Here is a 25,483-nt window from a genome sequence, read left to right as displayed (position 1 = left end):
TTGAGCCGCGAGTTAGCAAGCGTCGCGTCCGGTGTCCATGGCGCCGGCGCATATGGCTTGACCCCGGGGGCCAACCTGCTACGCAAGGCGAGCGCGGGCCTGTAGCTCAATTGGTTAGAGCAGAGCGCTCATAACGCTTTGGTTGGGGGTTCAAGTCCCTCCGGGCCTACCATTCGCACTAACGCCCTGCGGCACCTCCTCATTTCGACTGCCGTGCACAACGCGCATCTCATGCCGAAAAGCGGGATTCTCCGCAGCGGGCCTCCGCCCGCACCGCAAACGTCGTGAGTGGTTTTCCGGCTAGATCGTCGCCCCGTCTGGCACGGCAATTCCGTGGACTACTTATCAGGCGCCGCTTCACAGGATACCTCGCCCGGCGTACGCGCAGCCGCCTCAGGCCCCCAGTCGCAGCAAGTCCATCTGGCGTGGCGAGACCATCCGGTCAGAAGCAGAAAAGCGACCACGCAATGCTGGTCGCTTGTCTGTTTCCGTGTCGGGAGGGCGAAATTCTTGGAAGAATTCAGGCCATCAACGGGACGGCGCAGTGAACGAAAATGCCCGCGGCGGCAATTCCGGCGGCGACGGTCGCCGGCTTCTTCCAGTTCCGATTCGAGCGAGCCTGCGGCCAGAGCGAATACGGACCGATCACATCAGCGGGGTTGGGATGACGGGCCTTTGTTGTGAAGACTTTCATAGTATTTCTCCTTTGCTATGCACTACGCCGGAGATTGCCGATTGAACGTTTCGGCGGTATTTCGGTTGACTGATATGTACGTTTCAATTGTTGCCGAGCCCGCGATCGGGTTCGGGAACCTATCCGACTACTTGTCGGGCCAGATTAGATACGCATAACCTGCTGCGGGCTGCCTCACCCTTTCGGACCAGCGGGAGCCGACGAATGGGTTGCACTCCGCACTCGGGTCGCCACGTCACCCCGGATGCAACCGTTGCGGGTGCGCCAACCCGATATCCGGCCACCGGCACGGGCGGACCCCCAACGTCATCGATTCCGTCACCTGTGATTCACATCTGGTTCCTTGAGCCGCTACTTCTGCGGCGCCCTAACTGGAATGCACCCCGTAAGGTCGCGGCAGCGGGTGCTTGGGAACCATGTGAACGGCTTAGGAATACGTCCATGCACCGTTGGCTTTCACGAGCAATGACAGGACCGCTTGTGGGTTGTGCTGCCGCGCAGCAAATGCTCAGACGCTAGGGGGTTCAGACGCACCGGAATGCCCCGATGCGGATCTGCGGAATGCCTACAATGCACCTCCGTTTCGCCTCACAATGATCAGAAATCGCGCCTTTGGAATGACCATAGAAACCTTTGCGCAACAGTCGATATCGGTCGGGCGACTTGTCCTGAAAATACTCAACACCGAGAGATCGCCGCTGTTAGCCTCTGGGCAATTGTATGAGATGAGATGTTGTCAATGAAAGGCTCCGATCACGGACCTTCTGTATTACCAGAGCCGGATGCGAAAACACGGACCGGTATTGAACCGGTCCTAATGGTCGCGGCATGTCCGTTTCCCTGTCGCCGGGGCACACCAATCCGCATTGAAAGGCTGGCGGAAGCGGTCGCGCGATCCGGACGGCCTGTGCATGTTGTCGCCTATCACTACGCCGGCGACGGGAACGTCTCGCTCGGAGCGTCGGACCCTGTCTACCAGTTGCACCGAATTCCCCGCGTTCCCGGCTCCTGGGATCCTGCGCCAGGTCCCGGCCTGGGCAAGATGGCAATCCTGAACCCTCTGCTCCTGGCGAAGACGGTGAAGGTCGTTCGCCAGCACGGAATCCGCCTTTTGCACTGCCATCATTACGAAGGTTTGCTTGTCGGGCTCGCGGTGCGCCAGTTGCTGCCCGTCTCGATCGTCTACGACGCGCACACATTGCTGGGCGACGAGTTGTCCTACTACGGACCCGAGTTTTCCAAAGGGGCACTTACCCGGTTCGGGACCTATCTGGACCGCACGCTGCCGAAGCGGGCCAACCACGTGATTCCGGTCACCGACGACATCTTCGACAAGATCGCGGAACACGGCGGCAACGGCGAACGAATGACCATCATCGGCAATGGCATCGAGGAGGAAGCTATCGAGGCCTTCAGCCAGGGTGACGTTGCACCCGTTCCTGGCCGGGTTGTCTATGCGGGCAATCTCGCCGCCTACCAGGGGATCGACCTGCTGCTTGAAGCCTTCAAGCTGGCGGCTGCGGAATGTCAGGAGGCGCAGCTCGTACTTGTCAGCCCGAAGCCACACGGGCCGGTTCAGGAAGCGGCTGATAACCTCGGAATCGGCGACCGTGTGAGTTTCGTCGATGCCGAGCATGCCGACCTGCCATTCGAGCTCCGCTCCGCGAGCGTGCTCGTCAACCCGCGCGTGCACTGCCCCGGATATCCGCTGAAGCTTCTGAACTACATGGCCGCCGGACGCCCGATCGTGTCGTTCGACAGCTCTGGGAAAAACCTGCGCAACGGTGTGGACGCCGTGCTTGTTCCAGACGAGGACATCCCGGGATTTGCCAAGGGAATCGCTGGGCTTTTGTCGAATCCGGATCGCGCCGATGATCTGGGGGGGACCGCACGGCAGCGGGCCTTCAGGGACTATTCCTGGAACGCCATCGCAATGCGCGTCCATCATGCCTATGAGCAGGCACTCTCCGATGTCCGTGGCGCCGAAGTCCCGGCCGTTTCATGAGTGACGTGCCGGATCCGACGCTCAGCGCCGTCGTCATAAACTACAACGGAGGGGAGCGTCTCGTCGCCTGCATCCGTTCCATTCACGACCACGGCGTTGGCGTCGAGGAAATCATCCTTGTGGACAACGGCTCACAGGACGGAAGCGTCGAGCTTGCCCTCTCCGCCTATCCGACCACGAAAGTCGTCCGGTTGAACGACAATCCGGGCCCGTCGGCTGCCCGAAACCGGGGGCTGGAGGCTGCTGCCAACCCCCTCGTTCTCCTGGCGGATTCGGACACGCGGCTCACGCCCGGCGCGGTGGCGGAAATGTTGGGGGCCCGTGCCAAAACCGGTGCCGCCGTTGTTTGCCCCCGCCTCATCTTCGCCCCGGGCGAAGACGTGGTCCAATGTGACGGCGCCGCACCGCATTTCATCGGCACGTTGATCCTGCTGAATGCGAACACCGCGCCGGACACCGGTCAGCCACCGGTCCCGGTCGATGGGCTGATCAGCACCTTCCTGCTTGTCGACCGCGCGGCTGCCCTGGATGCCGGGGGATTCAACGAGACATTCTTTTTCTATTTCGAGGATTTGGAGTTCGGTCTTCGCATGCGGTTGCGCGCACATGACATCGTTAGCGCTTCGCGCGCCGTCGTCGTGCATGACCGGGGTTCGGGTTACTCAGGATTGTCCTTCAGAGGGAGCGGCGCATATCCGCAGCGTCGCGCCTATCTGTCAATGCGGAACCGGCTTCTGACCATCGCGATCTGCTTCCGCTGGCGTACCATGCTGGTGATTGCCCCTGCCCTTGTGCTGTATGAGATCGCAACCCTCGCGCTTGCGCTGCACCGAGGGTGGCTGCCCCAATGGGCCGCGAGTTGGCGATGGTTGCTGGCCAACCGTGGGCACGTCGCGGAGATGCGGCAGGCTGTCCAGTCGCGGAGGGAACTGCCGGACAGGGCAATCCTCAAAGGCGGTCCCTTGCCACTCACCGAGGGCCTGGTGTCGAACCGCGTGCTCAAGGCAATGATCTCGGCTCTCTCCGCGGGACTTCAGCTCTACTGGAAGGTGATCCGTGTCGCGGCCGGTTGACATGCGCGAGGTGCCGCAAGATCGCCCGAGGACCGCGGCGCTCATCGCTCGCATCACCGGATGGGAACGGGACCTTGTTCTCTCGGTGCTCTCGCAACTGGTGCAGAAACTGCCCGGGCTTGTTGCGGCCATGGTCCTCGCGCGCCATTTCGACAAGGACCTGATCGGCCAGTTCTTTTTCTTCGGCGTTGTCGCGTCAATTGCGGCAACCGCGAGCCACCTCGGCACGGACCGTGAATTGCGCCGGTCGGTGGCACAGCGCCCCGACGAGGCGCTGGATATGCTCGGTCAGGTGCTGCCCTTGCGCCTCGTGTCGATTGTCGTTCTCTTCGTCGGGATCAACGCAGCCGTCGCCCTGCTATCACCGGACATGCTGGCCATTTCGGCGCTCTGCACCGCTTACATGCTCGTTGGCGATCTGTTCTTCTCCTACTCGGCGGTGTTCGTCGGGTTTCGCTGGATGGGGTTGCGGCTGGCAGTCGGCGCCATCGGACCGTTGCTGATTGCGCTGTCGTCTCTCGCTGTCTTCCTCGGCTGGTCGCTGCCAGCAGTCCTGGCGCTCTACGTTTGCGCCAATGCCCTGATGGTCACCGTCGCCGCTCTGGCAACGCGCGCGCGCTTGGGTCGTCCGCACCTCGAATGGCGTTTCGAGCGGCTCAAACCGATGCTGACGGTGGCCGCGCCGTTTTTGTTTACCGAGATCGTTTTGCTGCTGCAGGGCAAGGTCGACGTTTTGATGATTTTCGCCCTGAGCACTGCCACACAAGTGGCAGAATACGAAGCCTCCTATCGTCTCCTGGAGGTCACGCGCACCCTTATCAGGCCTCTCATGATGGTCTTTGTTCCGATTGCCGCCGCCATGGCCGCGACCGGCCGCGGCGACGAGCTCGGCAGACTCATCCGCAAATTGCTGACCGCCGTGAGCCTCGCCGGCGCGGTCCTTGCCGTCATTTGCATCGCGTTAGCAGAGCCGATTGTGGTTACCGTCTGGGGAAGCGGCTACCGATCGAGCGCCGCAATCTTCACGGTCCTGGCTCTGTCCACCGTTCCGCTCTTCCTGGGCATGGCAGCGCTGCATCTGGCAGGCGCCCTGCACCGGGAACGGGATTGTTTGGGGATTCTGACGGTCACGGCGATTGCCAATGCTGCGTTGAACGCGGTGGTGATCCCGCGTCATGGCGCCCTCGGTGCGGCCTGGACGACCTTTGCCACCGAATGCCTCGCCGCCGCCATCCTCATCCTGCTTATCCTTCGCGCATCGCGCGTACCCGCTCCGGAGGCACCGCGCGATGGATGAGCGCAACCCGGAAATGACGCCGCGGATTGACGGAGCGCCGGCTGTTTCAGTCGTCATTCCCTGCAAGGGGAACCCCGAGGCGCTCGTGTGGCTCCTGCGCGACGTACTGGCTCAAGCGCTCGACCGTTCGTTCGAAGTGATCGTCGTCGATGCCTGGAGCGACGACACGATCAAGGCGGCCGCCGAAGCCGAGGGCGCGCGCGTTGTCCGCCAAGGCAGCGGCCACCTGCCGGGCGCGGCCCGCAACCTCGGCGCAAACGCCGCGCAGGGTGAAGTCCTTGTCTTTGTCGATGCCGACTGCCGCGTGCAACCGGGATGGCTGGCCGCCGCAGTCGCCACGCTCGAAAGCGGCGCTCGTCTTGCAACCGGCCCAGTGGCAGATCTCACGCCACGGCACCCAATCGCACGTGCCGACAACCTTCTCCAGTTCGCGGACCTGCCCCCGGAGCGCCCGGCCGGCACCCTGCACATGGCACCTTCGTGCAATATCGCCATACATGCCGAGGATTTCGCCAATCTTGGTGGGTTCCAGCACCGGGAGGGGTTGGCAACGGGCGAGGACGTGGATTTCTGCGAACGCCTGACCGCGCTCTGGCCGGAGGGCATCCGGTTCAACCCCCAGATGCAGGTCCGCCACGCTGGCCGAAGAACGATTGCAGGCATGATCCGTCACCATCATGCCTTCGGATATTCTCGCGGAAAGCTGCGGTTGCTCCTGACCGACCGACAGGTGCGGCTTGCCGGAATGGCTGTAATGGCGCCCGCGGTCGTTCTGCGGCGGCTGATCTACATCTTCGGTCGCGTGACCGCCCTGAGCCCATTGAAACTGCCGGCGACCGCGCTGGTTTCACCCTTCCTGCTGATCGGGGCTGCCGCCTGGACGGTTGGGTTTCGCAAAGGGCTCCACGAAGTCGACCCGCCACCCAGGCAGGGCAAAGCATCCGTCATGCACGGGAATCTCAACAAGTAATTGGACGCAAAACGATGGTACAAAAACCCAGAAAGCTCATGCTCCTCGCGGTCGATGCCTCTCCGTCGGACCGGATGACCCGGTGGATGGACGACGGATCGCTCCCGAACCTTGCAAGGCTCCGCGAAAGTGGCGCTCATGGCAAAATCGACTCGACCGCGCACCACCTGGTGGGGACGCCATGGCCAAGTTTCTACACCGGCAGCTTCCCACCGGAGCACGGCTGGCTCTTCTACCTGGTGTGGCGACCCGACCTCATGCGGTTCATGCGTGCCACGCCCGACTGGCAGCCTATCGAACCCTTTTACCGGAACTTCCCACTCGACGGGCCGAAGACGATCGCCATCGACGTGCCGATCACCTATGCGCCAAAACCCTTCAACGGTGTCGAACTGACCGGCTGGGGCACGCATGACAAGATCGGCGCACCGAGCGCCTATCCGTTGGGGTTGATCGAGCGGGTCAAGAAGGAACTCGGCCCCCTGCCGATCCCGGACGAATTCGCCGGGTTGCAGAGCGCGAAGGAGTTGCTCGGCCTGCGCGACGAGCTCATTGCCGCCGCCGACTGGCACTGCAAGGCCGGAAAGATGCTCATGCGCGAAAACGACTGGGACCTGTTCATGCTGGGTTTCGGTTCCGTCCACCGCGCCGGTCACAAGCTCTGGAACCGTCACGGAAGCCAGGGCGAGATGACCGAGGCAGAGGGTGCGGACCTCGATGATGCGATGCGGCAGGTCGCCATCGCCACCGACAAAGCGCTCGGTGAGCTTCTGGAAGCGGCGGGCGAAGACGTCAACGTGATTGCCTTTTCCCTGCACGGTATGACCGAGAACTACTCGGTTCAGCCTCTGTTCGACCGGATGCTGCGCCGCATTCTCGACGACGAGAAGCGCGACGATCCAGAGGAACTCACCCGGTCGCCGCTGTCGCAGGTCCGCGAGTCGATCCCGCTTGGCCTCCGCTCCCGCATCAAGGCCCAGCTGCCGTTCGGCGTTCAGGACGCCATGACAATGTACTGGCGCAGCGACAAGCGCGACTGGTCCAAGACCAAGGCATTCATCCTTGCCGGCGACCTCGAAGGGCTGATCCAGGTGAACCTGAAAGGGCGCGAGCGCGAGGGCATTGTTTCTCCCGGCGCCGAATACGAGACCCTGCTTGATGAAATCAGCGATGGCATGAAGTCCTTCGTCGATATGGACACCGGCGAGCCGCTGGTGCGGGAGATCCATCGCGGGTCGCAGATTTGGCCGGACGCCGTGCAGCGCCGGACCATGCCTGACATGATTGTCTATTCGCCAGTACGCAGCGCCCGCAGCATCCGCGGTTACCGTTCGGAGCGCTACGGCACTGTCCGCAACTACGATCACGGCGGGTACGTCGACGGACGGCCTGGCCACCATGTCGGAGAGGGCTGGTTCGTGGCATCCGGCGCGGACATCTCCGGGCAAGGTGACTTGTCTCTGATCCACGAACACGACCTGCTCGCCAGCGTTCACGACCTTCTGGGGCAGAAGATGCGTCCCGAAATGCGCGGCACACCGGTGCCCGGCCTGGCACCTACGGGAGCATCGGCACAGGAATGACCGGAGACAACCCGGTACTGGTGACCGGCGCTGCCGGGTTTATCGGGCAGCGCCTGGCGATGGAACTGCGCCGCGCCGACACGCCTGTCCGAGCGCTGGCCCGGCCGGAGCACGATGTGGCGGACCTGCGGGTCGCTGGCGTCGAGACTTTTCTCGGCGACGCCACCGACGGCCCGCTCATGGCGCGCGCAGCCGATGGGTGTTCGGTCGTCTATCACCTCGCTGCGGTCCGCGGCACGAAGAAACTGCCGCGGAAAGACTACCTTCGACTAAACATCGATCTTCTGGACGTCGCTGCCGAAGCCGCCAGCGCGGCCGGTGCACGGCTCGTCGCGGCCAGTACCGTGAAGGTGATGAGTGGATGGCCACCGGCAACGCCTGCACTTTCGGTGCCGCCGCGCCCGAGTTCGAACTATTCCGCATCGCGCGCCGCAGCGGAACGCCGCCTGACCGAGCATTGGGCGCCAAAGGGGCTCGACTTCAGAATCGCCCGGATCGCCGAACGGGTCGCCGGCCCGGGCGCAATCGACTGGCGCTCCATCGTTTGCGCCGTCCGCGACGGCCGGTATCGGCTGCTCCCGCGCGGTGGCGGCGTGCACAGTTGCGATGTGGAGGACGTGATCATCGGCCTCCAACTCTGCGCCGGCGACAAGGCGCGCGCGGGCGAGACCTATGTGCTGACGGCTCGGAAACCGGCGGCGGTGGACAGAATCCTGGCAGCGATTGCAACAACGCTCGGGGCAAATCTCGCGCCACTTCGTTTTCCCGGCGGCCCCATCCGGTTCCACAAGCGGCTGAACGATATGACCTTCCGGCTGGTCGGCCGCGAACTGCCCTACGGATTCACGGCAGAGTTCTATGCCTGGCCGAACCACTTCGACGTGGGCGGCACGGTGGAACGGCTCGGATTTTCGCCGCGCTTCAGTGTTACGCAGGCGGTTACGCGGGCGACCCAGTGGATGCAGAGGGAGGGTCTGGTATGACGCCCGGGCAGTCGCAGTTTCCGAAACTGGCGATGATCGCCTTCGACGCCGCCGAGATCGACCTGATAACGGCCGGCATTGCCGCCGGCTGGTTGCCACGACTGGCCAAGCTGCGGGAACAGGGGACATTCCTTCGTCTCAAGTCGGACAGCGACATCATGGTCGGGACAGTGTGGCCGAGCTTCTACTCCGGCCTGCTTCCGCCCGAGCACGGAATCTTCGGGATCGTCCAGTGGCGTGCGGAGACGATGCGCCACGAGCGCCCCGACGAGGACGGCTGGATCGACACCACGCCGTTCTATCGGAAATTCGGCGATGACGGCCCGCGCGTGCTCGCGATCGACGCGCCCTTCGCGCCCTCCGCCCGCCCGTTCAACGGCACCGAGATCGTCTCCTGGAACGCGCATGCGGTGCGCGGGAACAGAGGGTCCTGGCCAGAGGATCTTGCCGCCCGCATGCAGCGCCGCCACGGCCGCCCGATCATGCGCGATGAAATCTACGGGCCCCAGACCGCCAAGGGCCTACTACGCCTGCGCGACCGGTTGAATGCGACTGCACGGCAGCAATCCGCACTCGCGCGCGATCTGATCGGGACGACGGAATGGGACCTGTTGGTTCTGGGCTTCGGCGCCGCGCACCGGGCCGGACACAAGCTTCAGGCACCGCTCATCCTCCGGGACGCTGCCTCCGCCAACAACGAGGTCTCCGACGCGCTTCGAGACGTCTATGTGGCCTGCGACGCTGCGATCGGAGAAGTCGTCGACGCGCTTCCACCGGGCTGCCCGCTGATCGTCTTTTCACTGAATGGCATGGTCCAGAACACGTCGCATCACTTCCTTCTGCCGGAGATGCTGCGCCGGATCCTCAACAACGACAGGTCGGACGCCACCGGGCAACCGTTGCCGACGGAACCTTTGCTGCATCGCATTCGCAAAAGGGTGCCTTTGGAGTGGCGCAGCGCCGTGAAGGAGAACCTCCCGGTCAGCGTCAAGGACGGACTCGGCCGCTACTGGCGCCGGGCGGAGGCACGCGACTGGTCCTCTGTGCGGGCGTTTCGCCTGATCGGAAGCGATTTCGAAGGCCAGGTGCGGTTGAACGTGCGCGGACGCGAGCGCGACGGGATCGTTGCGCCCGGACGCGAATACAACGAGCTTTGCGAGAAGCTCGTACAGGGTTTGCCAAGTTTCGTGGATGCGGATTCCGGCGAACCGATCATAGCGGATGTGTGGCCGACCGCGGAGCTTTGGCCCGATGCAAGGGAACGACGCGACGCACCCGATCTGGTGGTTCGATGGGCGCATCGCTCGCCGATGGGGCTTGGGGCGTTGAAATCCGAACACTACGGCGCTTTCCTCAACCCGTGGAAAGACACGCAACCTGACGGGCGGTCAGGTCACCACCAGCCATTCGGATGGGCGCTTGCCTGTGGGCCCGGTCAGGGCCCCGGCTCCGAAGCCGCTTCGACGCACCCGGTACAGGATTTGACCGCGACCGTGTTTGCTCATTTCGGCCTTACACAACCTGTCGACATGCGCGGCAATCCCATCAGTGAACTTGTCAAGTTGCGGGAGAAGGAATGACAGGACGCGCGAAAATTGTCCTGGTGGCGCTGGATGCTGCCGACATGGGAATTCTGCAGCGCTGCGTCGATCAGGGTCAGGCGCCGGTCATCGGCCGTCTGCTCGCCGAAGGTGCCCTTGGAAATCTCGACTCATTGGGCCGATGGCTGCCCGGCTCGGTTTGGCCGAGCTTCTTCACCTCGTCACCGCCGTCCGACACAGGTTTTCACCACTACCTGCAGTGGTCGCCCCAGACGATGACCATGCGCCGCCCCGACCCGCGGCAACCGGGCGAACCGTTCTGGCGCCGGATTGCCGACGAAGGTGGCCGGGTGATCGCGATCGACATGCCCTTTGCCTCCGCGCCGAGCACGGGCATCGAGCTTACCGGTTGGGCGACGCTCGACAGCCTGGAGCCGCCCAGATCCCATCCTTCGTCCCTGCTGACAGATATCACCGCGCGGCACGGCGGATCTCCGCGAGTGGCGGAGATGCACGCGCTGCAGTCGATGGACGCGCTGCGCAAGCTCAGGGACGAACAGGTGGAAATTGCCGGCATGCTCGCCGAAATCTCGGAGCACTTGCTGCAACGCGAAACCGTCGATCTCTTCGCAATTACCTTCCCCGGGCTTCACCGCGGCGGTCATTGGCTTTGGGACGAAACGGGTCTTCTCACACCGCCGACGGCTGCCGAGCAACGCGAGTTGGAGGCTGCCCTGCCCGCCGTCTATGCCGCCACCGACCAGGCGCTCGGCCGGGTGCTGGACGCGGCACAACCCGATGAGGTCATTCTCTTTTCGCTGCACGGTATGGGGCCGAACACCAGCCGGGTCGAGGTTCTCGACGCCATGCTCGACCGCGTGCTCGGTGAAGAGAGCCAAAACGTCTCACCGCTGTCGACGATGCAGCGGATACGTCACGCCTTGCCGCCTCGTTTGCGCCACCGCGTGAAGGACAGCCTTCCCACGTCCCTTCAGGACAGGCTGACGGGCTTCTGGCGCACCGGCGGGCGCGACTGGCAGAAGACACCGGCCCTGACCCAGGTGGCCGATCTGACCGGGTACATTCGCCTCAACCGAAAAGGCAGGGAGAACCAGGGCATGTTGACAGCGGCACAGGCGGACGAGATCACGCAACGGATCGTCGAGGGTCTCGCAAGTTTCGCCGATGCCGACACAGGTGAACCGGTGGTCCGCCAAACAGCCCGCGTCGAGGACGTGGTTCCGCCCGGCCCCAATCGTGACAGGCTCCCGGACCTCATGGTGGACTGGAACGACACACCGGCCGCGCGGCATCGCGCGATTGTTTCACCGCGTTTCGGCACTATCGACTGGCCCACCCCTGGCTGTCATCCCAGCGGAAGATCGGGCAATCACCGGGCGGGCGGATTCTACCTCGTGTCGGGCTCCGGAACGACGCCCGGCAGCGCCCCATCAGGTAATATTGTCGACCTCGCACCCACGATCCTCGCGCGTCTGGGCGCGGCTGTCCCAGACGAGATGCGGGGGCGAGCGTTGCTCGGCGGAGGGATCCGATGACCATTGTCGAAAAACGAGATGTGGCACCCGGCACGACGATTGAGGCGGACCTGTGCATCATCGGAGCCGGCGCTGCCGGAATCGCAATCGCACGCGCACTTTCCGGGCACGGTATCGAGGTGGCCATGCTGGCCGGCGGCGGGCGAGATTTCCGCCACAAGAGCCAAATCCTTTATCATGGCAGAAACGTGGGCCGGGAGAGCTTTGCCCCCGGCAAGGCACGCCTGCGCATGTTCGGCGGCAGTACCACCCGTTGGGCCGGTCAGTGTCGCCCCCTTGACCCAGTCGATTTCGAAGCCCGCGCCGGACTACCGAATACAGGATGGCCCATTGGCGCCGAGACGCTCGCGCCCTACTATCGCCAAGCCGCAACCGTCTGCGACCTGGACGATTGGCGGTTCGAGCGCCCCGATTTCGCCGGCGCGTCGTTTGGCCCGGACGCAGACATTGCTCCGGTTCGATACCGGCATGGACACAACGTCGATTTCGCACAGGTATTCGGAGCGGATCTCGACGCGGCCCGAGATGTGCGGGTGTTTTTCGATCTTCACGCGGTCGAGATCGTTCCGGATGGCGACACGGTTTCCCACATCGAGGCCCGTGGCGACGACGGCCGTAACGTGCGCGTCGTCGCGGACCGGTTCGTGCTGGCTTGCGGTGGAATGGAAAACGCGCGCCTGCTGCTTGCGTCGCGATCTGTTCAAGCGGAGGGTGTCGGCAATGCGCGCGACCTCGTCGGGCGATACTTCATGGACCACCCGTTCTTTTTCGGCGGCTCGGTGCAACTTGCCGACGGCGTGGAACCAGAGGCAATCGGTGCTCTGAAGGGGTATGAACAGGCCGGCTCCGCGCAGCGCGCGCATGGTGCTTTCGCCGTTAGCGAGCGGCTGCGGCGCGAGGAGGCCCTGAACGGCGCGGGCGTGTTCTTCGTCGAACGCGCCGCGCATAAATCCTCGCCTCACTTTCTGTCGCGGGGCGGCGTTGCGATGACCCGTGTGATCGACGTGATGATGCACCGCGAATTACCCGATGGGCGCCTTCAACGCCATATACCGGCGCTGTTCACGAATGCCGGCGACGTGACCCGTTCAACGACCGAACGGGTTCGCGGAGCGTTCTCGAAAAAGAGAACCTTCGCGGCCCGCTTCACACTCGAGGCCCTGCCGATCCCGGAGAGCCGCATTCGGCTCGACCCAAAACGCCGTGATCGCTTCGGAATGCCACAATTACAAGTCGACTGGAGGCTCAGCGATCACGACCGCGGCGGGATTGATCGTCTGCGGTCGGGGCTCGTCAGGTGGTTTGACGCCGCCGGGATCGGGAAGCTTAGCCTGCATGGAGCGACCGATCGCGAGGGTTTTCCGGTCAGCATGGAAGGTGGCAAACACCACATGGGAACCACGCGCATGTCCTCCGACCCCGACAATGGCGTGGTCGACCCCGACTGCCGATTGCACGGTACCCGCAACTTCTACGTTGCGGGAAGCTCGGTCTTCCCCACGGGGGGATATGTCAATCCGACGCTGACCATCGTGGCCTTGGCGCTGAGGCTTGCGGATCATCTGAAATCCGAGATCGGGTGTGGTGAAACCGAAGAAGCAAGCTGATGGAATGCGCTGGCGCTTCGTCAGACCAATTTCGTCGGATCTAAGCCTCTGGACGGTCGCGCGCCGCCTGTTCCGGCAATGGAATGGCACCTTGCAACGGGTCGCGCCCCGTCAGCATCTTGGGAAAAACGTAGTTACGGTCCGACACAGAATTCACTTCCACTCGACATATTGTTCCCACTTACGCGTCGAATAATCCGACCACGTCGATAACGACGTCGCATTCTGAATCAATCGATCCGCAGGAGCGTATATTGCTTCATAGACTTGGAGACATTTCCAAGACGGACAACGCTGAGGTCGTAGGAGATACCCGTGTCGCCGCGAGCGACAACCAAACGCGCTATGTCTTGTCTGAACTCGCCGGTTTGGGATCCTACATGATTTCAATGGGTCACCTCGTCGAGGGTGCATTTGACGAGGGCGCATTTCGGTCGGCATCAGAGGCCTTGGTACACCGTCACGATGCGCTTCGCACACGCTTTGACGTGGCAGATGGCGCGGTGCATGCGTTTCTGTCTCCGGAAGCGGCGTTTCGCTATCACACCTGCCGATTGGAAGACGAAAGCTTCGCGGCGTTCCGTGAGTGGGCGCTGCCGCGCGTGTTTGACGATGTCGACCCGCGCAATCCGGGTGCACTGATCCGTATCCTGGCGGCGGATCTCGGCGGGCGCTGGCGTTTCACGATAGCGGCGCATCACGCGACAACGGACGGGTTTTCGCGTGGCGTCATGGCAAAGGAATTGCTCAAGCTCTATGTGGGCGAAACGCTCTCCCCCGCTGCCTCCTACTATGATTTCACGCGCCCCGACAGGTTCGGTCCGGTACCGCGTTCAGATGTGGCGCAAGCGACAGCCAATTCCTTGCCAACTCCTGTTCGGATCGTGGGGGATGGAATAGCCGATGGCGAGGAGCCCTCGTCCGGGCACTTTCTGGAACGAGAATTCGCGGGTATTTCCAAACCGCTCCGGGCGTCGGCAAAATCAATTGGCACGACAAAGTTCGGATTTCTTGCCGCGATCTACTCTCTGGGGCTGCACGGTTTCTCGGGAGAAACGAGGGTTTCGAGTTTCTTTCAGACGGAGGGCAGGAAATCCCTCGGCGCACCGAATTCCGTTGTCGGTCCGTTTTCGAAGACTCTGCCTCTGGATCTCAGTTTCGATCCGGACCAGGCATTCTCGTCTCTCGCACGCGCTGTGGGGGAACAGACGCGCGAAATGGTTGCGCTGGAAAACGATCCGGTACTGGAGGAGGTCATTGCCGCGCGCAAGGCTCCAAGCGTCTCGATCAATATGTTCCCGCCGGCTTCCCGGATCACCGCGGGTGATCTTGAGGTGGGACCGCGGGAGTTTCTCGACCGGCGCACGGAATTCGACCTGAATCTTGTGTGGTCTGAGGATCGGCGAGTGATGACGGCTCGCGCCTTCTACGATCGCGCGCAGATCTCAAACGACCGGGCGACCCAGTTCCTCGATTTTCAAGCTCGCCTGCTCGACGCTGCAATCGCCGACCCAAGCATGACATGCAGACAGATCCTGAGAGCGGCGCGAACAGGTCACGAGGTCGTCTACACGCAGCAAAGCTTGGAACCACAACCGAAGTCCCGGCTTCATACCGCGTTCTTCGATTGGGCAGGTCGCACGCCCGAAGCGACGGCCATCGAAACGTCGAGTGGACGGATTACCTATCGTGAACTCGCTGAGCGAGCACGAGAGGTGGTCGCGGGGCTACACGCGAAAGGTGTTGGAGCGGATGACCGTGTCGTGATCCTTGCCCAACGTGATCCGAGCCTTGTCGCCGCGATGCTCGGCGTGTCGGCGCACGGCGCATCGTTTGCCTTGATGGATGCGAGTTATCCTCCCTCGCGCATGAAACGGATGTTCGCAGAACTCGGTACACGTTTCGTCGTCGAGGCGGGCGCTGTTTTACCCCCGGAGATTGCAGATATCGTGCGCGTATCGCCAGTCTCCGCTGGCACAGCACAGCCAAGTACCCCCAACGAGCCTCCTCGGGAGGCGGCATGCCACCTCTTCACCTCGGGAACGACTGGGCAACCCAAGCTAATCACGCATCCGGACCGGACGCTCCAACGGTTCGTGGAATGGCAATATCGCACGCTTCAACTGCCCGGCCCGGTTGTGACCATGATGCTGGCGGGGCTTGCTCACGATCCGACCCTTCGGGATGTATTCTTGCCGCTCTCACACGGGGGGAGCGTCACCATTCCCAATCCACGCGAAATGACGGAGCCCGAGGCGCTTCGCGGCCTTTTGAGGAAGACCCGTTGCAACGTGCTGCGTCTAAGCCCGGCAACTGCGCGTCTTCTTACGACGGGGATGGAAAGCGGCGGCGGGTTTGCCGATCTTCGCGCGGTCTTCTGGGGTGGCGAACGCTTGCCCCACCGGTCGGTGGAGCAATGGCGGGAAAGGATGCCCGCACTCCGCCAGTTCAACGTTTTCGGGACAACCGAAACGCCCCAGGCGTTTCTCATTCACGAGATCACACCCGGTGCCGAGAAACGCCGTGACATTCCCCTAGGGCGCCCCCTGCCCTGGACTGGCGTGCAATTGGTGTCCGACGATGGCACGCCGGTTTCGGCCGGCGAAGTCGGTGAAATCGTCGCCGATCTCGCCGACCCAGTTATCGGTGCCAAGGACCGGTTGGCGGCGTCGCCAGATAGCGCCTCGTCACGCCATTTCACCGGCGACTTGGGCTACCAGTTGCCGGACGGCCTCATCTACTACGCCGGGCGCAGGGACGCACAGATCAAGATCAACGGCTTTCGCGTCGAACTCGGCGAAATCGAGGCAACGGCGGAGGCGCTTCCGGGTGTCGAGCAAGCCAGCACGATATTCGACGACGAAACGCTTCGGTTGTTTGTGCTCGCGGCCGCAGATGATGTGACGGAAAAGAGGGTCCGTGCCGCGCTTGCCCGCGATCTTCCCGCATACATGGTGCCAGCGGGGATCATGGTTATGGACAGCTTTCCCCTGACGCCCAATGGCAAGGTGGACCGCGATGCGCTCCTGTCCATGGCGCTGGCCGCGGAAGCCTCGACTTCCGCTCCCCTTCACGGCCAATCTCCCCGCGGCGACACCGAAGAAGCGATTGCGGCGCTCTTTGGCAGACTTACCGGGCGAAACCACGTCCATCGCGACCACTCCCTTTCCGATCTCGGAGCCGACAGCCTTGCCTCGATCGAAGCCCGGCTCGACCTGGAGGCGATGGGCCTACACCTGCCCGAGAGCTGGCCCTGGATGAGCGTGGCGGAACTGGCACATCACAAACCCAGCGAGCCTGCGGATCGCGGAACGCCTGCCACGATACTGAAGGGCTCCAGCATCGAGACCTTTATCCTGATGCGGACCCTTGCGATTGTGGCAGTCGTTGCCTTTCACACCGATCTGAAAGCTCCGATCGGCGCATCGATCATTCTCTTCGCGCTCGCTGGATTCTCCTTCGGGCACCTTCAGTTGCCGGCGATACTGAGAGATGATCACGTCGGACGTGTCTGGGCTCTCATGGCCCGGCTGCTCGTCCCGTTGGTGCCGCTGTCGCTGGTGTATTTCGCCAAGCACGCCCTATCGGACAACGAGCTTCACCTGTCCACAATCCTGTTCTACAGGAACTTGGTCGATTTCACCGATGTCATCATTCTGGGGCGGGGCGTGAGTGAGACCAAGTCGGAGTGGCTCTGGTTCCTTCATGCCTATCTCCAGATGTTTCTGGCCATCGCGCTTCTCCTTGGCTTCCCGGCCATCCGGCGCAGGTTGTCCGATGATCCATGGCGCGGGCTCGCGGTCTTTTTCGTGATTGTCGAGGCGGTGAACACCGCCATTTTCCTTGCCGCCACGATTTCACAAGGCGGAAGCGCGGATGTGCCGGACCTCGTCGAAAGGCTGCCGACGGCGACACTCCCCTTCCTCGTGGTTGGCGCGCTATTCGCCATGGCCGACACGCGCCAAAGATACGTTGCCAGTCTGGGCATTGCGCTTCTGCACTTGGGCATGAGTGCGTTCGTCTTCCGCAATCACACCGAGTACTGGTGGGTCCTTGCACTCATCCTCTGCGTCGCGGTTCCCAATGTGAGACTGCCGCGTCTGGTGTCCGGCATCGTGGTGATCGTCGCCGCACATTCGCTCATGATCTATCTGACGCACACAGGGGCCGAAACGGTCTTCGACAGTCTCGTCGGGTCCGCGGACCTGAGGGTCGCGAGTGTTGTCTGGCAGCTCTGCATTGGCGTTGCGGTCGGCATGGCGGTGCGTCCGATCCTCATTAGGATTGGCGTGAACCGCCTCGCTGAGCGGAGGATCACATTTGGAAAGCGCGCGTCAGTTGAGGTTCAATCCCAGGGATAATATCCATGTCACAGATCAACGCCCTCGTTCTCGGTGCTTCCTACGGCCTACTGCCCGCGCTGCGGATACTGCTTGCCGGGCATCGGGTGACGGTCGTGTGTCGACCGCAGGAGCAATCTGCGCTGGCGACCCACGGAGCATCTATCGCTTTCCTGCGCCGCAACGGTGAGACCGCTACGCGCCTATCCGCGCCAGCGGTTCACACAACCAGCGTCGCGAACGACCTCGGTGTATGCGGGGCGAAGGTGGACCTCGGCGCATTTGACATCGTGTTCCTCGCCATGAGCGAGCCGCAATTCGCCGACGCCGAGATCGCGGCACTCGTGAAGCGGATCGCACAGGCCGGCCTTCCGGTCATATCGTTGATGAATGCGCTTCCGCCGCCGTTCCTTGACCGGCTCGGGACCCTCGATGTCGACAAGCTCCGCGGCGCCTACACGTCCTGGGCCGCCTGGCAAAGCCTCTCACCGGACCTCGTCTCGGCGGCCAGTCCGGATGCACAGGCCGTACGGAGCGACCCTGCCCGCCTCAACGAATTGTCGGTGACCCTCGCCTCCAATTTCAAGGTCGCGCCTTTTGCAGCCGCGAAGCACCAGGACTTGATCGAAACCATTGCTTCGGATGTTTCGGCGTACCGCTACGACGGGCGTCCGCTGCCTGTCAGGATCCTCGCCCACACGTCGTTGCACGTCCCTCTGGCAAAGTGGCCAATGCTGACGACCGGCAATTGCCGATGCCTGCGTTCCGACGGAAGCATCGTGTCGATCTCGCGGGCCGTCGAGGACGATATCGCCACGAGCAATCGCATTTACGATCGGACCGTCGACATCGTGAAGGCAACCGGCGCGGCTGACGGGGACATCGTACCGTTTGAGCATTACGCGAAGGCCGCCCGGTCCCTCAGCAGGCCATCTTCCTTCGCCAGAGCCATAGCCGCCGGCGCCGCAAGGATCGAACGCGTTGATCGAATGGTCCAGCTTTGCGGGCGATCGCTTGGTATCGAAGTGCCGGAAATCGACCGGATCGTCACACAAGTTGATCGCGCGTTGTCCTGTCACGAGATCCAATGCGCGACACCACAGTGAAATTCGAGCCGATCCGCGCTTTCCTTACGCGAATCCAATGACGTTGGGCTGCAACCCCCGCACGCGGATCATTCCGGTGCGGCATTGCGCGGACGCCGCCGCTTGAAATGGCGGCATCGAGCTTAGGTCACGCGCTAGGCCAGGCTGGGTAGCCACAGCACGATGGCCGGGAATGCAACCAAGAGCGCAATCGTCACGGCGTCGGCGATGAAGAAAGGCGTGACGCCCTTGAAAACATCCTGAACGCTCAGGTCCTCGCGCACCCCGGCGACCACAAAACAGTTGAGGCCAATAGGCGGCGTGATGAGGCAGAACTCGGCCATCTTCACGACCAGGATGCCAAACCAGATCGCACACATTGTCCCATTCATGCCGAACGTGCTTTCAGCCGCGGTCACGCCCTCGCCGCCATTGAGCGCCATGACCGCCGGATAGACGACCGGCAGCGTCAGGAGCATCATGCCGATGGCGTCCATGAACATGCCGAGCACCGCATAGGCGAGCAGGATGCAGACCAGGATCATCATCGGCGGCATGGTGAGCGAGGTCAGCCAGTCGGAGAATGCACCGGGCAGGTCTGCGAAGCCGAGGAACCGGACATAGATCAGCACGCCCCAGATGATCGTGAAAATCATCACTGCGAGCTTGGCGGTTTCGAGCAATGCGTCGCGGAATTCCCCCCACCGCATCCCATTGTAGAGGGCCATGCAGAATACAACGAAAGCGCCGATCGCGCCGCCTTCGGTGGGCGTACCCCAGGCCTCACCGCCGAATGGGTTGTAGACAAAAAGCACGATGGTCAAAACGACGATCATGATCGGTGCGGCGGGCGGGAGCGACGCGAAGCGCTCGCGCCAGGTGAAGCCGCCGACCGGCGGGCCGAACCCCTTGATCGCCTTGGCCATTCCGATGATCAAAGCGGCATAGACGATGGCAGAGAAGATACCGGGAATGAACCCCGCCAGCAGCAGTTTGCCAACGTCTTGCTCCACGATGATGGCGTAGATCACGAGGATCGCCGACGGCGGGATCAGGGAGGCCAGCGTTCCGCCCGCGGCCACCACGCCGGCCGCGAACTTCTTGTCGTAGCCGACTTCAAGCATCTCGGGGATGGCGATGCGCGCGAAGACGGCGGATGTGGCAATGGAGGCGCCGGAAACCGCGGCGAAACCTGCGGTGGCGAAGACCGTCGCCACGGCCATGCCACCCGGCACCCAGGCAACCCAGCGTTTCGCGGCGGTGAAGAGCGCCTTGGTGAGCCCGGCGTAGTACGCGAGATACCCGATAAGGATGAAGGTTGGGATCAGGCTGAGCGCCTGGCTTGCGACCTTGGAATGCGGCACCTGGCCCGCGGTCTTGACCGCCACACCGAGCGCCCAGTCAAATTCCGCGGGGTCGTATCCCTTCTTGGACCAGAAAATCCAGATAAGCCCCACCAGACCGGCAAGACCGGCGGCGAAGGCGACACGCATGCCAAGCACGACGAGAAGGAGAAGACCGCCAGAGACGACCAGGCCGATTTCGATACTGTCCATTGATCAGTCCTTAGCTGTCGTGGCCCGAGACGTGCTCGGCTTCCATCGCGGCCTGGGTGGCCACATCGACGGGCAACGGTACGGCAACGGGGTTCTCTTCGCCCAGTATCACTGCCCGGCCATAGACCCAGAGTTGAAGCGTGAGCCGAAGGCACAGCACCGAAAACGCCACCGGCGCGAGCAGCTTGGCCGGCCAGATCGGAAGCCCGATGTCCATCGTGCTGTCACGACTCCAGAGCGGCGATCCGAAATCGAAACTACGCTGGAAATGCGCCCAAGTGCCCCAGACCAAAAGCACCATGAGCACGAGCATCGCAAGCGTTGTCAGGAATTCGACAACAAAGAGCGGCCGCCCCTTCAAGGCGCCCACCAGCATGTCCATTCGAATGTGTCCGCCGTTACGCTGCGTGTAGGAAATCCCCATGAAAGCGATCAGCGGCATCGCTTGCTGGATCCAATCCACGTAGCCCGGCAAGGGGGCATTGAAGAAATTGCGGCCCGAAACGGACACCACTGCCAGCAGCATCAGTGCAAACACCGTCAACCCGCTCAGCAAGGCGAGAACGCCCTCCAAAACGTGGAGGCGTTGATCCAGCCGGCTCACAAGACTGTTGTCCGTCAGGACGCTCGACGTTCCCGCCATCTTCCCCTCCCATGGTCGTCGGGTGGCGGGGCCGGAAGCGGCCCCGCCAGTGGGTCGTTCACTCGCCTTCGGCTGCGATGCCGACCACGAGGTCGTACAATTCCTGCGCGGGAAGGCCGCGGGCGGTGTTCTCCTCGATCCAGGCCTGGGCTGCGGGGGACGCGGCGGCCTCCCTGAAGGCGGAGACCTCTTCTTCGGAGAACGTGACCTGCTCGATCCCTTTCTCCTCAAGCATCGGCCACCAGCGCGCCATGGTGTTGTCGTTGTAAAACGAAATGTAGTGGTCAAGCGCTTCGTCGACGGAGCCATCCAGCGCAGCCCGTTCCTCGTCGGTGAGCGCCTCATAGGCGTCGATGTTCACCACAACGGGGCAATTCACAGCACCAGGGTTGAGGTTTGTGGTCCACCATTTCGCCACCTCGGCCGTCCCGAAGGACATATGCGCATGGGGTGCGAAGGAGGCGGCTTTGATCACACCGCTGTCCATTGCCTGCCGCACCTCGGTGGCCGACATCGAGGTCGGCACGGCACCCGCGGCCTCCATTGCAGCACCGATGCCGCCGGTGGCACGAACGGTCAGCCCCTCGAAATCCGCCAGCGAATGCGGCGCGTCGCCGACACCAGCGATGTTGTACTGTGGCAGTGGTGAGGGCATCAGCAACTTGGCGTTCCAGCGCGCCAGATCCTCCGCGACCGCGGGGTGATTGTAGACGGCCATGGAGGCCTTGCGCTCCACCTCAAGCGAGGAGATGCCGAGAAACGGCAGTTCCAGCACGGTGATCGAGGGGTTCTTGTCCGGGTGGTAGCCGGCACAGAACTGCGCCATCTCGAACGCCCCGATCTCGATCCCGTCGAGGTTTTCGGTGTTCTTGCTCAGACCGCCGTAGGATATGTTCAGCGTGAACTCGCCGCCGGTTTTCTCGCTGACGAGTTCCGCCAGTTTTTCGACGTTCTCGGTGAATGCCCGCCGCTTACCCCAGAGCGAAACATTCCACTCTGTTGCAATAGCTTCCGAGGCAAAGGTCAAGGTCAGGGCGGCAAGTGCCGTCCGGCTCAAGAGAGTACGCATCCGTCTCCTCCCAGATTCGCGATTTTTTATACGCTCCGAACTTCCGGCAAATCCGCTTCCCTGACTATGAAAAAAATCGCCTGCCCCTATCGACGAGCACCTGCGGATTTCCGCAGGCCGCGTCGGCATCAGAGCAGCGCGCTTTTGTCGAGGCCCAGTTTCACGATTTTCTCGTTGAGAGTGCGCCGGCCGATACCAAGCGCCTCGGCGGCGGCATCCATCCGACCCTCGTGGGCCTTGATCGCCTTACCGATCAATTCCCGCTCAAAGGCCGCCACCGCCTCCCGAAGCGTATCGGGAACATCATCGAACGCAATGTCTGCTCGCAGCGCTGTTGCCATGCTGCCGCCACCGCGGCGGGCAGAAAGCACGCGCCTTTCACAAACGTTGCGCATCTCGCGCACGTTACCTGGCCAGTCATGGGCCAGCATTGCAGCAAAGTCGTCAGGGCTTAGCTCGGGCGCGGCACTCTCGTGTATCCGCGCGTATTCCGCCAGGAAATGCGCCGCGAGGAGGCCTATGTCGTCCCGCCGATGCTTCAAGGACGGCAAATCGAGCACAAACGTATTGAGGCGGAACAGCAGATCCTTGCGAAACCGCCCTGCGGCAACAGCCTCCTCAACACTTTCGTTCGTTGCCGATATCACACGAAAGCTGACCGATACCGGCGCAGGCCCGCCAACCGGCAGGATCTGTTTGTTCTCGATGACGCGTAGAAGCTTGGTCTGCACTTCCGGTGAGCACGCGCAGACCTCGTCGAGAAAAAGCGTTCCGCCGGAGGCCGCGCGCAGCCGGCCCTCCTGATCCTCGAAGGTACCAAACATTTCCGCCTCGAAGGTCTCGGTCCGGAGCGAGGCACAGTTGATTGGCAGGAAGGGCCGGTCCGCCGCCGGGCCGAGGTCGTGCAGCGCCCTGGCCACAAGTTCCTTGCCGGTTCCCGTTTCACCCTGGATCAGCACCGCGGCCTCGGTACCTGCAAGGTCGAGGATATCCTCCCGCAGCGCGACCACGGAATCCGTCTGTCCGACCAGAATCCGGTCGAGTCCCGAGAGCTGGTACAAGCGCGTCTTCAGCCGCGCATTGCTGGACCGCATGCGGCTCTGGTCCGCCGCATGCGTTAACACCGTCAGAAGCCGCTTCGGGTGGTAGGGCTTTTCGATAAACCCATAGGCGCCATCCTGCATCGCCTGCACCGCCATCGGGATGTCACCATGGGCCGAAATCAATACAAGCGGCGGCGCGAAGGCGGCGTCCAGGCGCGCCAAAAGGTCGAGGCCGGACATTCCTGGCATTCGCACGTCCGAAAGGATGACATCGGGCGAATGCCCTTTCAGGACCTCAAGCGCCTGTTCGGCGCGGGAGACCGTGTCCACCTGCCACCCTGCAGCCTCCAGCAGGTCGGCCAACGACTGCCGCATCGCCTTGTCGTCGTCGACGACCAGTATGGAATGGGCGGCGGTCGGACTCATCGCACGGCTCGGTTTGTACCAGTCGGACGGGGAAAGGACACGTGGAAGACGGCCCCGCCATTCTCTGTATTTCTGGCTTTCATTTCGCCCTCGTGATCCTTGATAATATTGGCAGAAATGGCAAGACCGAGGCCCATGCCGTGGCCGCTCGCACGAGTTGTGACAAAGGGTTCCTGCAACTCGTCGAGTGTCGCCTGCCCAAGCCCGTGGCCGTTGTCGCAGACGTCGAACCAGGCAGCCGACTCGGTTGTGCCCATGAGGATTTCGACCTTGGGACTGGGCACATCTTCGACGGCATTCAGGGCATTCCGAATAAGATTCGTCATGACCTGCTCGGTCCGCAGGCGGCTGCCTCGGACCAACACGGCCTCGGTTGGCAGTTCCATCTCGACCGCTACCCCTCCATCCTCGATGTTGTGTCGCAGAAGACCTAACGATGCCTGCATCGCCTCCCGCAGATCGAACGTTTCGAATGGCTCCGGGTCCGGCGTCGCGAAGAATTTCAACTGTCGCGTGATCCCTTCCATCCTGTCTACCAACCCGCCCAGCCGGCCCAATAGCCGATCCGGTTTGCCGGCGCCGAGTTCCGCCGCCACCAGATGATTGCGCATCGCCGAGATGGGTTGGCCAAGCTCATGCGTCACGGATGCGGACAATTCGCCGAGCGCGGCAAGCCGGCTGGCGCGTTCCAGCTCATTCTGGGTACGCCGAAGGTCCGTCTCCGCCTGCCGGCGCTCGGCAATCTCGACGGCGAGACGCTCGTTCGCCTGGCGCAACTGGGCCTCTTCCTGCTCCGACCTCTGAAGGGCCGCCCCAATCCGGCGAGCGCGCTGGATCTGAACGATATAGAGCATCAACCCCGCCGCCACAGCCGCCGAAGCGGTCACCAGCCAGCTACGCGCGACAGCCCGGTCATCTGTTGCGAAGTAATGTAATGCCCACCCATGCGGAAGATCATCCGAAACCAGGTGCAGCCTCTCCACCCCGCCAATGCGCGCTTTCCGGCCCGGTCTTGGAGACCAATCCAGCACGTCCAGCGGTTTATCGGCAAACTGCTTCGTCCGATCGATTTCAGCCCTCTGCGACGGCGTGAGCGGCGAAAGAACACGGTACAACCACGAGGAATTGGACGCCAGGATGATCACGCCATCCTCGTTGGCAAGGAAGAGCTGTTCACCAGTGTTTCGCCAGTTGTTTTCCAGTTCCGCAAAGCTGATCTTGAGGGAAATGACGCCAACGAGACCTCCCCCGCCGCTGACGACGGGCTCTGCCAGGAAATATCCCGGTCTGCCAGTTGTCGTGCCAATTGCGTAGAACCGGCCTCTCTTCCCGGCCATCGCCTGTTGGAAGTAAGGGCGAAAGGAGTAATCCTCTCCGACGAAGCTGCCCGGCTGGTCATAGTTCGCCGACGCGACCGTGACCCCGTCAGGACGTATGAGGTATATAGCGTCCAAACCGGCCTGATCGGAGAAATCCTTCAGTCTCGGATCCAGCCGATCCATATTTCCGCCGGTCGCGGCGTCGATGACGAATGTATCCCGCGCGAGCACATGTATGAGCGGCGCGTATTGCTCCAATTCCGCGGCGATGGACCCACGGTAGAGGGACAAGCGCCCCCCGGCTTCGTTGAGTTCGTCGGTCACGAAATACTCATACGAAAGCCGATAGATCCCCCAGCCGCCAACCGTCGCGGTCAAGATCGCAATGATAACCATCAACTTCCGCATGCGGCATGTTTGGCCGCAGCGATGTGCCCGTGCAAGAGCGGAGATCGCCGGAACGGACGTGATCGGGATCGGCTGCGACACCCGTTGTCAACGGTTTCCGGGGCGACACCATGCAGACGCGTGTCGACAGCGGTAGTCGCACGCGCATTGGTTTCTGGTCGTTGGGCGAAGAGTTGTGCAATGGGAAAACCGAGCATCGACGTCGGGCGCGGAATGAGTGTGTGGTGCCCCACGTTCGAACCTTCAACCAAGCCGAGACACCTGCCGACACGGGCTGGATCGGTT

The 25,483-nt window shown here is 62.6% G+C and carries 17 protein-coding genes and 1 tRNA gene; 12 read left to right on the top strand and 6 right to left on the bottom strand.

From position 1 onward, the window contains the following. Window positions 1–95: 95 nt before the first annotated feature. Window positions 96–172 (top strand) — tRNA-Ile (locus ARC39_RS05800). 348 nt (window positions 173–520) lie between these two features. Here the strand turns inward: ARC39_RS05800 and ARC39_RS25805 are convergent. After that, entirely contained in the window at window positions 521–694 is a 174-nt protein-coding gene (locus ARC39_RS25805) for a hypothetical protein (RefSeq protein WP_161470936.1), read from the bottom strand. A 730-nt stretch (window positions 695–1,424) separates the two neighbouring features. Between ARC39_RS25805 and ARC39_RS05795 the strand changes: the two genes are divergently transcribed. The 11 genes from ARC39_RS05795 to ARC39_RS05745 all read left to right on the top strand — a co-directional run bounded on the left by ARC39_RS05795 (window position 1,425) and on the right by ARC39_RS05745 (window position 18,755). Beyond that, window positions 1,425–2,699: a glycosyltransferase family 4 protein gene (locus ARC39_RS05795; protein WP_078059098.1), complete on the top strand. Its 1,275-nt coding sequence runs from the start codon at window positions 1,425–1,427 to the stop codon at window positions 2,697–2,699. After that, a complete protein-coding gene (locus ARC39_RS05790; protein WP_068111379.1) occupies window positions 2,696–3,772 on the top strand; it encodes a glycosyltransferase family 2 protein in 1,077 nt (358 codons plus the stop codon). Before ARC39_RS05795 ends, ARC39_RS05790 begins: the two co-directional genes overlap by 4 nt. Beyond that, window positions 3,756–5,069 carry an oligosaccharide flippase family protein gene (locus ARC39_RS05785; protein ID WP_068111377.1) on the top strand — a complete coding sequence of 438 codons (1,314 nt, stop codon included), beginning with the start codon at window positions 3,756–3,758 and terminating at the stop codon, window positions 5,067–5,069. The genes ARC39_RS05790 and ARC39_RS05785 overlap by 17 nt, the downstream gene beginning before the upstream one ends. Then, window positions 5,062–6,039: a glycosyltransferase gene (locus ARC39_RS05780; protein WP_068111374.1), complete on the top strand. Its 978-nt coding sequence runs from the start codon at window positions 5,062–5,064 to the stop codon at window positions 6,037–6,039. Before ARC39_RS05785 ends, ARC39_RS05780 begins: the two co-directional genes overlap by 8 nt. A 14-nt stretch (window positions 6,040–6,053) precedes the next feature. Further along, entirely contained in the window at window positions 6,054–7,622 is a 1,569-nt protein-coding gene (locus ARC39_RS05775) for an alkaline phosphatase family protein (protein WP_078059096.1), read from the top strand. Beyond that, window positions 7,619–8,605, top strand: coding sequence for an NAD-dependent epimerase/dehydratase family protein (locus ARC39_RS05770; RefSeq protein WP_068111368.1), 987 nt, complete (start codon window positions 7,619–7,621; stop codon window positions 8,603–8,605). The genes ARC39_RS05775 and ARC39_RS05770 overlap by 4 nt, the downstream gene beginning before the upstream one ends. Beyond that, window positions 8,602–10,185 carry an alkaline phosphatase family protein gene (locus ARC39_RS05765; RefSeq protein WP_068111364.1) on the top strand — a complete coding sequence of 528 codons (1,584 nt, stop codon included), beginning with the start codon at window positions 8,602–8,604 and terminating at the stop codon, window positions 10,183–10,185. Before ARC39_RS05770 ends, ARC39_RS05765 begins: the two co-directional genes overlap by 4 nt. Beyond that, complete coding sequence (locus ARC39_RS05760) at window positions 10,182–11,702, top strand: alkaline phosphatase family protein (protein ID WP_068111361.1); 1,521 nt, start codon at window positions 10,182–10,184, stop codon at window positions 11,700–11,702. Before ARC39_RS05765 ends, ARC39_RS05760 begins: the two co-directional genes overlap by 4 nt. Then, window positions 11,699–13,309, top strand: coding sequence for a GMC oxidoreductase (locus ARC39_RS05755; protein ID WP_068111358.1), 1,611 nt, complete (start codon window positions 11,699–11,701; stop codon window positions 13,307–13,309). Before ARC39_RS05760 ends, ARC39_RS05755 begins: the two co-directional genes overlap by 4 nt. Window positions 13,310–13,563: 254 nt before the next feature. Next, on the top strand, window positions 13,564–17,670 hold the full coding sequence (locus ARC39_RS05750; RefSeq protein ID WP_068111355.1) for an AMP-binding protein: 4,107 nt from the start codon (window positions 13,564–13,566) through the stop codon (window positions 17,668–17,670). A 5-nt stretch (window positions 17,671–17,675) separates the two neighbouring features. Continuing rightward, entirely contained in the window at window positions 17,676–18,755 is a 1,080-nt protein-coding gene (locus ARC39_RS05745) for a ketopantoate reductase family protein (protein WP_068111352.1), read from the top strand. Window positions 18,756–18,889: 134 nt separating this feature from the next. Here ARC39_RS05745 and ARC39_RS05740 read toward each other — a convergent pair whose 3' ends face one another. The 5 genes from ARC39_RS05740 to ARC39_RS05720 all read right to left on the bottom strand — a co-directional run bounded on the left by ARC39_RS05740 (window position 18,890) and on the right by ARC39_RS05720 (window position 25,186). Beyond that, window positions 18,890–20,290 (bottom strand): TRAP transporter large permease, encoded by a 1,401-nt coding sequence (locus tag ARC39_RS05740; protein ID WP_068111349.1) that lies wholly within the window; start codon window positions 20,288–20,290, stop codon window positions 18,890–18,892. 10 nt (window positions 20,291–20,300) lie between these two features. Continuing rightward, entirely contained in the window at window positions 20,301–20,933 is a 633-nt protein-coding gene (locus ARC39_RS05735) for a TRAP transporter small permease subunit (protein WP_068111345.1), read from the bottom strand. A 58-nt stretch (window positions 20,934–20,991) separates the two neighbouring features. After that, window positions 20,992–22,002, bottom strand: a complete 1,011-nt coding sequence (locus ARC39_RS05730) for a C4-dicarboxylate TRAP transporter substrate-binding protein (RefSeq protein ID WP_068111341.1) — start codon at window positions 22,000–22,002, stop codon at window positions 20,992–20,994. Between the two features lie 128 nt (window positions 22,003–22,130). Continuing rightward, window positions 22,131–23,471, bottom strand: a complete 1,341-nt coding sequence (locus tag ARC39_RS05725) for a sigma-54-dependent transcriptional regulator (RefSeq protein WP_068111338.1) — start codon at window positions 23,469–23,471, stop codon at window positions 22,131–22,133. Next, window positions 23,468–25,186, bottom strand: a complete 1,719-nt coding sequence (locus ARC39_RS05720) for a sensor histidine kinase (RefSeq protein ID WP_236545130.1) — start codon at window positions 25,184–25,186, stop codon at window positions 23,468–23,470. Before ARC39_RS05720 ends, ARC39_RS05725 begins: the two co-directional genes overlap by 4 nt. Window positions 25,187–25,483: the final 297 nt, after the last annotated feature.

The organism is Tropicimonas marinistellae (genome assembly GCF_001509585.1).
Classification (GTDB): Bacteria; Pseudomonadota; Alphaproteobacteria; order Rhodobacterales; family Rhodobacteraceae; genus Tropicimonas; species Tropicimonas marinistellae.
This window is presented reverse-complemented; position numbering and strand designations above follow the sequence as displayed.

What these genes read in the sequence shown, in the direction of transcription:
- ARC39_RS25805 (WP_161470936.1), bottom strand. Translation starts at nt 694, where the DNA reads ATGAAAGTCTTCACAACAAAGGCCCGTCATCCCAACCCCGCTGATGTG.
- ARC39_RS05795 (WP_078059098.1), top strand. Translation starts at nt 1,425, where the DNA reads ATGTTGTCAATGAAAGGCTCCGATCACGGACCTTCTGTATTACCAGAG.
- ARC39_RS05790 (WP_068111379.1), top strand. Translation starts at nt 2,696, where the DNA reads ATGAGTGACGTGCCGGATCCGACGCTCAGCGCCGTCGTCATAAACTAC.
- ARC39_RS05780 (WP_068111374.1), top strand. Translation starts at nt 5,062, where the DNA reads ATGGATGAGCGCAACCCGGAAATGACGCCGCGGATTGACGGAGCGCCG.
- ARC39_RS05775 (WP_078059096.1), top strand. Translation starts at nt 6,054, where the DNA reads ATGGTACAAAAACCCAGAAAGCTCATGCTCCTCGCGGTCGATGCCTCT.
- ARC39_RS05770 (WP_068111368.1), top strand. Translation starts at nt 7,619, where the DNA reads ATGACCGGAGACAACCCGGTACTGGTGACCGGCGCTGCCGGGTTTATC.
- ARC39_RS05765 (WP_068111364.1), top strand. Translation starts at nt 8,602, where the DNA reads ATGACGCCCGGGCAGTCGCAGTTTCCGAAACTGGCGATGATCGCCTTC.
- ARC39_RS05760 (WP_068111361.1), top strand. Translation starts at nt 10,182, where the DNA reads ATGACAGGACGCGCGAAAATTGTCCTGGTGGCGCTGGATGCTGCCGAC.
- ARC39_RS05755 (WP_068111358.1), top strand. Translation starts at nt 11,699, where the DNA reads ATGACCATTGTCGAAAAACGAGATGTGGCACCCGGCACGACGATTGAG.
- ARC39_RS05745 (WP_068111352.1), top strand. Translation starts at nt 17,676, where the DNA reads ATGTCACAGATCAACGCCCTCGTTCTCGGTGCTTCCTACGGCCTACTG.
- ARC39_RS05740 (WP_068111349.1), bottom strand. Translation starts at nt 20,290, where the DNA reads ATGGACAGTATCGAAATCGGCCTGGTCGTCTCTGGCGGTCTTCTCCTT.
- ARC39_RS05735 (WP_068111345.1), bottom strand. Translation starts at nt 20,933, where the DNA reads ATGGCGGGAACGTCGAGCGTCCTGACGGACAACAGTCTTGTGAGCCGG.
- ARC39_RS05730 (WP_068111341.1), bottom strand. Translation starts at nt 22,002, where the DNA reads ATGCGTACTCTCTTGAGCCGGACGGCACTTGCCGCCCTGACCTTGACC.
- ARC39_RS05725 (WP_068111338.1), bottom strand. Translation starts at nt 23,471, where the DNA reads ATGAGTCCGACCGCCGCCCATTCCATACTGGTCGTCGACGACGACAAG.
- ARC39_RS05720 (WP_236545130.1), bottom strand. Translation starts at nt 25,186, where the DNA reads ATGGTTATCATTGCGATCTTGACCGCGACGGTTGGCGGCTGGGGGATC.